The organism is Streptomyces sp. P9-A4, from assembly GCF_036634195.1.
Taxonomy (GTDB): Bacteria; Actinomycetota; Actinomycetes; order Streptomycetales; family Streptomycetaceae; genus Streptomyces.
Window position 1 is genome coordinate 2,406,716 of sequence record NZ_JAZIFY010000001.1, and the last position, 11,370, is coordinate 2,418,085.

The following is an 11,370-nucleotide window of genomic DNA, read 5'->3' on the forward strand; positions in this document are numbered from 1 at the left end:
GCGTCAACCGCTCACGTATTCTTGAGGGGTTAGTTCGCCGAGAAGGGTGCCGCCATGACCGCCGCCACGACCCCCGTCGACCCGCGACCGCTCACCGGCGAGCCCGTCTCCCTGGACCTCCTCAACACCCGCTGGAACGAGGACGGCGTCCGGCAGGACCTGCTCACCGGGGTCGAGGGCCTCGCCGTCTGGCTCGCCGCCAACGGCCTGGCCGAGCGGTTCACCGCCGACGCGGCCACCCTCCGCCACACCCTCACCGCCCGGGACGCGCTCGCCGCGCTCGTCGACCGCCCCGGCGACCCCGACGCCACCGCCCGCGTCGACGCCGTCCTCGGCCACGGCCGCATCCGGGCCACCCTCACCACCGAAGGCCCCGGCGAGCGCGCCGAGTTCACCGACCCCGCCCGGGGCCCCGGCTGGACCGCCGCCCGCGACTACCTCGACCTGCTCCGCACCGCGCCCGACCGCATCCGGGCCTGCGCCCACGAGGCGTGCATCCTGCACTTCTTCGACACCTCGCGGAACGGCACCCGCCGCTGGTGCTCGATGGCGGTCTGCGGCAACCGGGCCAAGGCCTCCCGCCACTACGCCCGTACGAAGGAGAGCTGAGGGGCGGGCACCCGGCCGGCCGTCCCGGCCCTTGGACAATGGATTGGACAAGGCGGCACGGGACATACGCATCATGGACCGGCAGCACCCTGCACATACGTACGGAGGAGTCCCCGTGAAGGTCGGAATCGTCGGAGCCACCGGTCAGGTCGGCACAGTCATGCGCAGCATCCTGGCCGAGCGCGAGTTCCCGCTCGACGAGCTGCGGCTCTTCGCCTCCGCCCGCTCCGCCGGCACCGTCGTCGACGGCATCACGGTCGAGGACGCCTCCACCGCCGACTACACCGGCCTGGACATCGTCCTGTTCTCCGCCGGTGGCGCCACCTCCAAGGCCCTCGCCGAGAAGGTCGCCTCCCAGGGCGCCGTCGTGATCGACAACTCCTCCGCCTGGCGCCGCGACCCCGAGGTCCCGCTGGTCGTCTCCGAGGTCAACCCGCACGCGGTCAAGGACCGCCCCAAGGGCATCATCGCCAACCCGAACTGCACCACCATGGCCGCCATGCCGGTCCTCAAGCCGCTCCACCAGGAGGCCGGCCTGACCGCGCTGGTCGCCACCACCTACCAGGCCGTCTCCGGCTCGGGCGTGGCCGGTGTCGCCGAGCTGCGCACCCAGGCCCTCGCCGTCGCCGAGACCGCCGACCGGCTGGCCTTCGACGGCGAGGCCGTCGAGTTCCCCGAGCCCACCGTCTACCAGCGCCCGATCGCGTTCAACGTGGTCCCGCTGGCCGGCTCGATCGTCGACGACGGCTCCTTCGAGACCGACGAGGAGCAGAAGCTCCGCAACGAGTCCCGCAAGATCCTGGAGATCCCGGAGCTCAAGGTCTCCGGCACCTGCGTCCGCGTCCCCGTCTTCTCGGGCCACTCGCTCCAGGTCAACGTCCGCTTCGAGCGTCCGATCAGCGTCGAGCGCGCCTACGAGCTGCTCAAGGACGCCGAGGGCGTCGAGCTGTCCGAGATCCCGACCCCGCTCCAGGCGGCCGGCAAGGACGCCTCGTACGTCGGCCGCATCCGGGTGGACGAGACCGTCGACAACGGTCTGGCGCTCTTCCTCTCCAACGACAACCTGCGCAAGGGCGCGGCGCTGAACGCCGTGCAGATCGCGGAGCTGGTCGCGGCCGAGCTCAAGGGCTGAACCGTACGACCCCCCGGAGGGGCGGTGACCCGTCGCGGGTCGCCGCCCCTCCGGCGTGCCCGGGCCCGGATCGCGCCGTGGAAATGTTCCGTGCGCCGCCGAGCCGCCCCGTGGAAGGATGGCCCAAACGTCACGAAACCGAGGAGTTGACCGGGTGCCTGGCACGAACCTGACCCGTGAAGAGGCTCAGCAGCGGGCGGCGCTGCTGACCGTGGACGCGTACGAGGTCGAACTCGACCTCACCGGCGCGCAGGAGGGCGGCACCTACCGGTCCGTCACCACCGTCCGCTTCGATTCCGCCGAGGCCGGTGCCTCGACCTTCATCGACCTCGTCGCGCCCGCCGTCCACGAGGTCGTCCTCAACGGCCACGCGCTCGACGTCGCCGCCGCCTTCCGCGACTCGCGGATCGCCCTGGACCGCCTCGTCGCGGGCCGCAACGAGCTCAAGGTGGTCGCGGACTGCGCGTACACCAACACCGGTGAGGGCCTGCACCGCTTCGTCGACCCGGTCGACGACCAGGCCTATCTGTACACCCAGTTCGAGGTGCCGGACGCGCGTCGCGTCTTCGCCTCGTTCGAGCAGCCCGACCTCAAGGCGACCTTCCAGTTCACCGTGAAGGCCCCGAGCGGCTGGTCGGTCATCTCGAACTCGCCGACCCCGAAGCCCGACCAGGACGTGTGGGTCTTCGAGCCGACCCCGCGCATCTCCACGTACATCACGGCCCTGATCGTCGGCCCGTACCACTCGGTGCACTCGACGTACGAGAAGGACGGCCAGACCGTCCCGCTCGGCATCTACTGCCGTCCCTCGCTCGCCGAGTTCCTCGACGCGGACCACATCTTCGACGTGACCCGCCAGGGCTTCGACTGGTTCCAGGAGAAGTTCGCGTACGACTACCCGTTCGCGAAGTACGACCAGCTCTTCGTGCCCGAGTTCAACGCGGGCGCGATGGAGAACGCGGGCGCGGTCACCATCCGCGACCAGTACGTCTTCCGCTCGAAGGTGACGGACGCGGCGTACGAGCGGCGCGCCGAGACCATCCTGCACGAGCTGGCCCACATGTGGTTCGGCGACCTCGTGACCATGGAGTGGTGGAACGACCTCTGGCTGAACGAGTCGTTCGCCACCTTCACCTCGGTCGCCTGCCAGGCCTCGGTGCCCGGCACCCGCTGGCCGAACGCCTGGACCACCTTCGCCAACGCGGAGAAGACCTGGGCCTACCGCCAGGACCAGCTGCCGTCGACGCACCCGATCATGGCGGAGATCAACGACCTGGAGGACGTGCTCGTCAACTTCGACGGGATCACGTACGCCAAGGGCGCGAGCGTGCTCAAGCAGCTCGTCGCCTACGTCGGCGAGGACGAGTTCTTCAAGGGCGTCCAGGCCTACTTCCAGGCGCACGCCTTCGGCAACACCCGCCTCTCCGACCTCCTCGGCGCCCTTGAGGAGACCTCGGGCCGCGACCTCAAGACCTGGTCGAAGGCATGGCTGGAGACCGCCGGCATCAACATCCTCCGCCCGGAGATCGAGACCGACGAGAACGGCTCCATCACCGCCTTCGCCGTCAGGCAGGAGGCCCCGGCACTGCCCGCCGGCGCCAAGGGCGAGGCCGTGCTGCGCCCGCACCGGATCGCGATCGGCTTCTACGACCTCGACGCGGCCGGCAAGCTGGTCCGCACCGAGCGCCTCGAACTCGACATCGAGGCCGCCGAGCTGACCGCCGTACCGCAGCTCCTCGGCAAGTCCCGCCCGGCGGTCGTCCTCCTCAACGACGACGACCTGTCGTACGCCAAGGTCCGCCTCGACGAGGTGTCCCTCAAGAACGTCACCGCGCACCTCGGCGACTTCGCCGAGTCGCTGCCGCGCGCCCTGTGCTGGGCCTCGGCCTGGGACATGACCCGCGACGGCGAGCTGGCCACCCGCGACTACCTGGACCTGGTGCTCTCGGGCATCGCCAAGGAGTCCGACATCGGTGTGGTCCAGTCGCTCCAGGGCCAGGTCAAGGCGGCCCTCGACCTGTACGCGGCGCCGGAGTTCCGGACCACCGGCCTGGCCCGCTGGGGCGCCTTCGCCCAGGAGCAGCTGCGTGCCGCCGCGGGCGGCAGCGACCACCAGCTGGCGTGGGCGCGGGCCTTCGCGGCGACCTCCCGTACGGACGCGGAGCTCGACGTGCTCGCCGGGCTGCTCGACGGCTCCGTGGTGATCGAGGGCCTGGCCGTCGACACCGAGCTGCGCTGGGCGTTCGTGCAGCGGCTCGCGGCCACCGGCCGCTTCGACGAGGCGGAGATCGCCGCCGAGCTGGAGCGCGACCGTACGGCGGCGGGCGAGCGGCACGCGGCGACCGCGCGCGCGGCCCGTCCGGCGGAGGCGGCGAAGGCGGAGGCCTGGGCATCGGTCGTCGAGGACGACAAGCTGGCCAACGCCGTGCAGGAGGCCGTCATCGGCGGCTTCGTCCAGTCCGACCAGCGCGAGCTGCTCACCCCGTACACAGCGAAGTACTTCGCGTCGATCAAGGGCGTCGCGGAGACCCGCAGCCACGAGATGATCCAGCAGATCGTGGTCGGCCTCTACCCGGCGCTCCAGGTCTCGCAGGAGACCCTGGACGCCACGGACGCGTGGATCGCCGAGAACGACCCGGTCCCGGCGCTGCGGCGCATGGTGACGGAGTGCCGCGCGGGCGTCGAGCGCGCCCTGAGGGCACAGGCGGCGGACGCGGCCGCGAAGTAGTCCGGCAGGCCGTACGAAAGAAGGGGCGCCCTCCCCCGTGGGGGCGCCCCTTCCTCGTGCGTGGAGTCCGCCCGGCGGGCGGGCGTCGGCGCGCGGCCGCTCCGCCGGGCGGAAGTGTGCGGGTCCTTCGCTCAGCCGCCCAGGCGGGCGAACCCGGCGCGGAGGTCGGCCGCGCCCTGCTCCGTCAGCGCCCCGTGCAGCCGCATCCGGGCCACGCCGCCGTCGGGGAAGGCGTCGAGGCGGACGTGGGTGACGACGGCCTGCGCGGGCAGCTTGAAGCGGTGCAGGGTGTCGGGCTGGAGCCGGGTCCGGGGGATGATCTCGAACCACTCGCCCGTCTCGCCGTTGCGGCCCTGGAGGGCGATCCAGCCGGCCGAGTTGCCCTTGAGGTAGGCGGTGTCGATCTCGACGGCGCGGACGGCGCCCTGCGCGGCGAGCCGGAAGCGCACCCAGTCGTTGGTGCCGCGCACCCGGCGGCGGCGGTTCTCCCAGCCGTCGTCCATCTTGCGGGAGGTGCCGGGCAGGATGATCTGGGTCGGCGAGGAGTAGAACTTGTCCGAGGCGTCCTCGTACGAACCGCCGTTGAGCACGGAGATCAGGTCGAGGGTGCCGAGCAGCTCCAGCCACTCGGGGTCGGGCACGACCTCGCCGTGGACGCGGAGGCGGGCGATGCCGCCGTCGGGGTGCTGGCAGACGCGGAGGTGGGTCCAGCGGCGCTCGGCGTCGATGGTGAACCCGTTGGCGGCGTGGCCGCGCACGGGGGTCGGCGGGACCAGCTCCTCCCACTTCGCGTCGAGCAGTTCCCCGGGGCTGGGCGAACCCTCCACGGCGGCGGCCTGGATGCTGACCCGCTGCGGGTAGTTGCCGCGGAAGTGGGCGGTGTCGACGACGATCCCGCGGATCACGCCGGGGGCGCCGAGCCGGACGATCGCCCAGTCGTGGTCCTCGGGGGCCGGGAAGACGTTCTCGGCGTCCGCGCCGCGGCGGCGGCGGGTCTCCCAGCCGTCCATGATCTTGCCCTTGTGGCCGAAGTGCTCCGGGTCGAAGACGGCGCGCTCGCGGACGAGGAGGTTCTCGCGCTCGGCGAAGAACTCGTCGTTCGCGGCGACGACCCCGGCGCCGAGGCGGCGGTCGGCGAGGTCGACCAGCTCGGTGAAGGGGAAGTCACCGGTGCGGTAGTCGGCGTACGGGTCGCCTCCGGAGTAGGGGGCGGCGTCGTTGGCGTGCGGGTCCTGGTTCACGTCGAGGCTGCTCATGGGACGAGCTTCCTCCGGTCGGGACACCCCGGTCCATCGAATGTTTTCGACGATACTGTTCAGCTCTGCTGAACGGTCTTCCGGGCCGCCGCCGCCTGCCGGAGCGCCGCGAGCACCCGCGCCACCCCCGGACCCTCCGCCGCCCCGCGCCGTACCGCCGCGACCACATGGCGGCGCGGCTGGTCGGCGGAGAGGACCCGCATCACGACGCCGGTGCCGCCGGGGCGTTCCGCCGAGGCCATCCGGGGCACCAGGGCGATGCCCATCCCGGCCTCGACCATGGCGAGGATCGCGGTCCAGCCGGAGGCGCTGTGGGCCTGCTCGGGGACGAATCCGGCGGCCTCGCAGGCGGCCGTGGTGATCTCCGACCAGGGCCCCGAGCCGCCGAAGATCCAGGGTTCGGCGGCGAGGTCGGCGAGCCGGAGTCCCGGCGCGTCGGCGTGCGGATGTCCGGCGGGCAGGGCCACGTCGAGCGGGTCGGCGAGCAGTGGCACCCGGCTGAACTTGGGGTCGCGGGCGGAGGGGGCGTGCGCGGCGAGCGAGAGCGCCAGATCGACCTCGGCGGCCGAGAGCAGCTCGTACGCCTCCGCCGCCTCGGCCTCCGTGATCCGGACGTCGAGCCCGGGGTGCGCGGTGCGGAGCTGCCGTACGGCGGGTACGACGAGGGCGGTGACGGAGGTCGAGAAGGCCGCGACCCGCACCTGGCCGGCCTCGCCCCGCAGATATCCGTCGAGTTCGGCGTCGGCGCGCTCCAGCTGGGCGAACACCACCTCGGCGTGTCGCAGCACCAGATGGGCGGCGTCGGTGAGCCGGACGCGCCGGCCCTGGGCCTCCAGGAGCCGCACCCCGAGCTGTTTGGCGAGGTTGGTGAGCTGCTGCGACACGGCCGAGGGGGTCATGAGCAGGGCCTCCGCGGTCGCGGTGACGGTGCCGCGGTCACGGAGGGTGCGGAGGATCTGGAGCTTCTTGATGTCCCACTCGGTCATGGGGCGCAACATATCCGGCCCCGCCTACCGGGCCGAGCTCAGTCTCGCGGGCGGCGAGCGGGGCGACGGCGACGAGGGCGACGATCCAGCGCCAGAAGGCGGCCTGCACCGGGGGGACGGTGTCATGGAGGGCGCGGGCGACGACGAAGCTGCCGGACCGGACGACGGTGGCGAGCGGGGCGAGGAGCACGCCGAGGCCGGCGCCCTTGACGGGTGCCGGCCTCTCGGGGGCTGCGGTGGTGGTGCCGCTCGTATCGGTGCCGGGTATCGGTGATGTCCGGGGCCGCGGTCGGGTGGCGGGCGGTGGTCGGCTTCATGCCGCCTACCGTCGCACCGCCGAAACATCCAGGTCCATCGAAACTTCCTGGCCATTCTTTTCAGTCGAACTGAACGATTCCACCGGCGCCGCCGGGGCCTTGGCGGTACGGGGGCTCAGCTGGCCCGCCAGCGTGGCGCCGAAGGCGATCGTCATGCCGAGCACCTGCACCGGGCCGAGGGCCTGGCCGAGCGCCACCCAGCCGATGACGGCCGCGGTGATCGGCGAGAGCGGGCCGAGGAGGGTGGCCGAGGAGGCGCTCAGCCGCTCGATGCCGCGGAACCAGAGGAAGTACGAGATCGCGGTGTTGCCGAAGGCGAGGTAGGCGTAGCCGGCCAGGTTGGTGCCGGTCAGGGCCGGCGGGGCGCCCTCGATCAGGAAGGCGATGGGCAGGATGACCAGGCCGCCCGCGGTGAGCTGCCAGCCGGTGAGCGCGAGGGCGCCGACGCCCTCGGGGCGGCCCCAGCGCTTGGTGAAGACGATGCCGGCGGACATCGAGAGCGAGGAGAGCAGTCCGGCGAACACGCCGACCAGATCGAACCCGGCCCCGGCCTTGAGGACGACGAGGCTGACGCCGAAGGCGGCGGCGACGGCGGTGAGCAGGGTCTTCACCGTGGGCTTCTCGCCGAGGAAGAGGGCGGCGAGGCCGACGACGAAGAGCGGGCCGACGGAACCGACGACGGCGGCGACACCGCCGGGGAGCCGGTAGGCGGCGAGGAAGAGCAGCGGGAAGAAGGCGCCGATGTTGAGGGCGCCGAGGACGGCCGCCTTCCACCACCAGGCGCCCCGCGGGAGCTTGCGGGTGAGGGCGAGGAGCAGGAGACCGGCGGGCAGGGCGCGCATCAGACTGGTGAAGAGCGGCCGGTCGGGCGGCAGGAACTCCGTGGTGACGAAGTAGGTGGAGCCCCAGGAGATCGGGGCGAGGGCGGTCAGTGCGACGACGGCTGCCTTGCGGGACATGGCGGGTTCCCCCCTGATGCGATGCGGCGGCGCCGGCTCCCCGATGGGCGCCGGACTGGCTTGGCAGTAATTAACTTAGCACTAAGCTACTTACTTGCAAGTGGCTTTCTTGCCATCGAGTCACGCGGAAGAGGAGACTGCTCGCATGGAGACGAAGAACCCCGGACCCGCCCATGACGCCGTCGACGCCATCGCCGACCAGTGGGCGGCCGTGCGCCCCGACCTGGACACCGTGCCGATGGCCGTGTTCGGGCGGATCTACCGCCTGTCCAACGCCATGCGCGGCAGGGTCGACAAGGCGTACGCGCCCTACGGCATGGCACTCGGGGAGTTCGACGTGCTCGCGACCCTGCGCAGGTCCGGCGAGCCGTACACGCTCTCACCGCGCGAGCTGACCGCCACGCTGATGATCACGACCGGCGGGATGACCGGCCGACTGGACAAGCTGGAGAAGGCCGGGCTGCTCACCCGCAGCCCCGACCCGAACGACCGGCGGGGCCTGCGGGTCACGCTCAGCGAGCGCGGCCGGGAGCTGGTGGACCGGGCCGTCGAGGCCGGTCTCGGGGAGCAGCGCGCCGCCCTGGAGGCCGCGCTCACCGAGGAGGAGGCGGACCAGCTGACCGGGCTGCTGCGGAAACTGCTCGCCACGACGGTGTGAGGGGCCGGACCCCCGCGAGGGGCCTGCCTCCGCCGGCCCCGGGCCCGTGAAGGGCCTTGACGCACGCGAGGGCGCCGCGCGGTACCTCGTACCGTGCGGCGCCCTCGGCGGAGAGAAGGAAGCGGCCGTCAGGCCTTCTTGGACTTGTCGAGCACCATCACCAGGCCGGCGATCACCAGGAACAGCACCAGCGGTGTGGCCACGAACAGACCGAGGGTCTCGATGACCTCCAGCTTGGGAGCCGGGTCGTCGCCGTCGTCGCGGGTGAGAGCGAGCGCGGGGGACGACATGAGCAGCATCATCAGCGTCGTACCGGCCGCGATCGAGCCGGCGCGCAGTGCGTTCTTCTTGTCCACGGTGCAAACGTAGCGAACACCTAAACGGGCCGCGCGCCCGGGGGTGCCGTACGGGCGTCCGGGGCCTCCGTCCCGGCCCTGAGTTCACGCAGCAGCGCGTGCGCGCGGGGCGAGGCCGCGAGCCCTTCCAGGGTGAGCGGCTGCCCGTCCGGGCCCGCCAGCGGCAGCCGCCAGTTGGGGTACTCGTCCCAGGTGCCCGGCAGGTTCTGCGGTCTGCGGTCCCCCACCGTGTCCGGCAGCCACACCCCCACCATCCGGGCCGGGGTGCCGAGCAGGAACCGGTGGACGGCCCTGATCTCCGCCTCGTCGTCCCCGGGTCCCCCCGGCCCCTCGGGAAGCAGCCCGAGCCGCTCGAACAGGCCGAGCCACTCGGCGGTCTCGGCCGCGTCCGCCGCCCGCTCGCGCCCCAGGTCGCCGGCGAGCAGCCCGAGCCGGTGCCGCAGGGTGACGTGGTCGCCGGAGAGCCGGGCGGCCGTCGGGGGCAGGTCGTGGGTGGTGGCGGTGGCCACGCACGCGGCCCGCCAGGCGTCCTGCGGGAGCGGCCGGCCGGTGCCCTCCCAGTCCCGCTCGAACCAGAGCACGGAGGTGCCGAACACCCCGCGCCCGGCCAGTGCCTCGCGCACCCCCGGCTCGACCGTGCCGAGGTCCTCGCCGATGACCAGGGCCCCGGCGCGGTGGGCCTCCAGGACGAGGACCGCGAGCATCGCCTCGGCGTCGTACCGGACGTAGGTGCCCTCGGTGGGCTCGCGGCCCTCCGGCACCCACCAGAGCCGGAACAGGCCCATCACATGGTCGATGCGCAGCGCGCCCGCGTGCCGCAGGAGTTCGCGCAGGAGACCGCGGTACGGGGCGTAGCCGGCGGCGGCGAGGGCGTCGGGGCGCCAGGGCGGCAGGCCCCAGTCCTGGCCGCGGGCGTTGAACGCGTCGGGCGGGGCGCCGACCGACATGGCGGCCGCGAAGGCGTCCTGCCGGGCCCAGACGTCGGAGCCCTCCGGGTGGACGCCGACCGCCAGGTCGTGGACGATCCCGACGGCCATCCCGGCCTCGCGGGCCGCCGAGGCGGCGTCGGCGAGCTGCCGGTCCGTCAGCCAGGCGAGCCGGCAGTGGAAGTCGACCCGGGCGGCCAGAGCGGGGTCGTCGCGGACCACGGCCTCCGCCGTGCGCGGGTCGCGCAGCGGTTCGGGCCAGCCGCGCCAGTGGTGGCCGTACCGCTCGGCGAGGGCCTGGTAGGTGGCGTGGTCCTCCAGGGCGCGGCCCCGCGCGGCCAGGAAGTCGTGGAAGTCGGCGCGCCGCCCCGGGCCGGGCTCCACGCTCCCGAGGACGAGTTCCAGGGCGCGCAGCTTGACCTCCCACACGGCGTCCCGGTCGATGGACGCGCCCTTGCCGAGGACCCGTTCGCGCAGTTCGGCGGCCTCGGCGAGGATGCCGTCGAGCTCCTCGCGGCGCTCGGGGCCGACCAGGGCGTACTCGGGGATCTCCTCGATGCGCAGGTGCACGGGGTCGGGGAAGCGGCGGGAGGAGGGGCGGTACGGGGAGGGGTCGCCCGGAGCCCCGGGCACGCCCGCGTGGAGCGGGTTGACCTGGACGAAACCGGCCCCGTGGGTGCGGCCCGCCCAGGTGACGAGCTCCCGCAGGTCGCCGAGGTCGCCCATGCCCCAGGAGCGGGTGGAGAGCAGCGAGTAGAGCTGGACGAGGAGTCCGTAGGAGCGCCGCTCGGGAGCGGGTACGCGCGCGGGGCTCACGATCAGGGTGGCGGTGGCCGTGCGCCCGTCGGGGGCCTGCGCGTCGACCGTGTGGACGCCGAGGGGCAGCCGCTCCCAGTCCTCGCCGGTGAGGACCGCGCCGCCCTCGGTGGTGACGCGGAGCCGGGTGCCGGGCGGCAGGCCGTCGGGCGGGCGGACGGGCTCCTCGCTGTGCCGCCTGACCAGGGTCGGGGGCAACAGCCGCTCCCGGTCGGCCCGTTCCGCCGCTTCGAGGGCTGCGGCGGCGGCCTCGGGGGTGGCCGCGTCCACGCCGAGGGCGCCGAGGACGGCCACCACGGTCGTGTCCGGTACGGGCACGGTGACCCCTTCGGAGGGGCTGTACGCGGTGGCGACGCCGTGACGGGCGGCGAGACGGGCCAGGGTCACTTCACACTCCGGGGGACTCCGTGCCGACCGCGCTGCCGGGGGCGGTGGCTTCGCTGGTGAGGGGGGCCGCCACGGTGAGCGGCGGTTCGCTGGTCAGGGGCGCGGCGTCGGGGAGCGGCGGTTCGCTGGTCAGCGGTTCGCCGCCGGGCGCCGGCTGCTGCGGAATCCGTATCCGTCCGAGGTGCTGGGCGGTCGTGGTCACGGGGGTCTCCCGATTCGTCTCGACAGGTGGGACCTGGG

General features: G+C 73.1%; 10 protein-coding genes and 1 pseudogene. 4 read left to right on the plus strand and 7 right to left on the minus strand.

What is annotated here, in order from left to right; all coding sequences use genetic code 11:
• Nucleotides 1–54: 54 nt before the first annotated feature.
• The 3 genes from V4Y03_RS10840 (at nt 55) to pepN (ending at nt 4,469) form a co-directional block, all read left to right on the plus strand.
• Entirely contained in the window at nt 55–609 is a 555-nt protein-coding gene (locus tag V4Y03_RS10840; RefSeq protein ID WP_317878105.1) for a CGNR zinc finger domain-containing protein, read from the plus strand.
• Between the two features lie 115 nt (nt 610–724).
• A complete protein-coding gene (locus tag V4Y03_RS10845; protein ID WP_317878106.1) occupies nt 725–1,741 on the plus strand; it encodes an aspartate-semialdehyde dehydrogenase in 1,017 nt (338 codons plus the stop codon).
• A 154-nt stretch (nt 1,742–1,895) separates the two neighbouring features.
• Nucleotides 1,896–4,469, plus strand: a complete 2,574-nt coding sequence (gene pepN / locus V4Y03_RS10850) for an aminopeptidase N (RefSeq protein ID WP_332434778.1) — start codon at nt 1,896–1,898, stop codon at nt 4,467–4,469.
• Nucleotides 4,470–4,600: 131 nt separating this feature from the next.
• Here the strand turns inward: pepN and alc are convergent, their stop codons facing one another.
• The 4 genes and pseudogenes from alc to V4Y03_RS10870 form a co-directional block, all read right to left on the minus strand.
• Nucleotides 4,601–5,725, minus strand: a complete 1,125-nt coding sequence (gene alc, locus V4Y03_RS10855; RefSeq protein ID WP_317877926.1) for an allantoicase — start codon at nt 5,723–5,725, stop codon at nt 4,601–4,603.
• Between the two features lie 59 nt (nt 5,726–5,784).
• Complete coding sequence (locus tag V4Y03_RS10860) at nt 5,785–6,711, minus strand: LysR family transcriptional regulator (protein WP_332434779.1); 927 nt, start codon at nt 6,709–6,711, stop codon at nt 5,785–5,787.
• Between the two features lie 46 nt (nt 6,712–6,757).
• Nucleotides 6,758–6,979: pseudogene (locus V4Y03_RS33880) on the minus strand (DMT family transporter); the annotation flags it as partial.
• 54 nt (nt 6,980–7,033) lie between these two features.
• Nucleotides 7,034–7,987, minus strand: coding sequence for an EamA family transporter (locus V4Y03_RS10870; RefSeq protein WP_332434780.1), 954 nt, complete (start codon nt 7,985–7,987; stop codon nt 7,034–7,036).
• Between the two features lie 145 nt (nt 7,988–8,132).
• On the opposite strand from V4Y03_RS10870, the gene V4Y03_RS10875 reads away from it, so the two are divergent.
• Nucleotides 8,133–8,645: a MarR family winged helix-turn-helix transcriptional regulator gene (locus tag V4Y03_RS10875; protein WP_317877929.1), complete on the plus strand. Its 513-nt coding sequence runs from the start codon at nt 8,133–8,135 to the stop codon at nt 8,643–8,645.
• A gap of 128 nt (nt 8,646–8,773) precedes the next feature.
• Here the strand turns inward: V4Y03_RS10875 and V4Y03_RS10880 are convergent, their stop codons facing one another.
• Genes V4Y03_RS10880 through V4Y03_RS10890 form a run of 3 tightly spaced genes read right to left on the minus strand, consistent with a single transcriptional unit; the run spans nt 8,774 to nt 11,332 of the window.
• Nucleotides 8,774–9,001, minus strand: a complete 228-nt coding sequence (locus V4Y03_RS10880; protein ID WP_332434781.1) for a hypothetical protein — start codon at nt 8,999–9,001, stop codon at nt 8,774–8,776.
• 20 nt (nt 9,002–9,021) lie between these two features.
• Nucleotides 9,022–11,130 carry a 4-alpha-glucanotransferase gene (gene malQ / locus V4Y03_RS10885; RefSeq protein ID WP_332434782.1) on the minus strand — a complete coding sequence of 703 codons (2,109 nt, stop codon included), beginning with the start codon at nt 11,128–11,130 and terminating at the stop codon, nt 9,022–9,024.
• Nucleotide 11,131: 1 nt separating this feature from the next.
• Nucleotides 11,132–11,332 (minus strand): hypothetical protein, encoded by a 201-nt coding sequence (locus V4Y03_RS10890; RefSeq protein ID WP_317879082.1) that lies wholly within the window; start codon nt 11,330–11,332, stop codon nt 11,132–11,134.
• Between the last annotated feature and the right edge of the window lie 38 nt (nt 11,333–11,370).

What these genes read in the sequence shown, in the direction of transcription:
- V4Y03_RS10840 (WP_317878105.1), top strand. Translation starts at nt 55, where the DNA reads ATGACCGCCGCCACGACCCCCGTCGACCCGCGACCGCTCACCGGCGAG.
- V4Y03_RS10875 (WP_317877929.1), top strand. Translation starts at nt 8,133, where the DNA reads ATGGAGACGAAGAACCCCGGACCCGCCCATGACGCCGTCGACGCCATC.
- V4Y03_RS10860 (WP_332434779.1), bottom strand. Translation starts at nt 6,711, where the DNA reads ATGACCGAGTGGGACATCAAGAAGCTCCAGATCCTCCGCACCCTCCGT.
- alc (WP_317877926.1), bottom strand. Translation starts at nt 5,725, where the DNA reads ATGAGCAGCCTCGACGTGAACCAGGACCCGCACGCCAACGACGCCGCC.
- V4Y03_RS10870 (WP_332434780.1), bottom strand. Translation starts at nt 7,987, where the DNA reads ATGTCCCGCAAGGCAGCCGTCGTCGCACTGACCGCCCTCGCCCCGATC.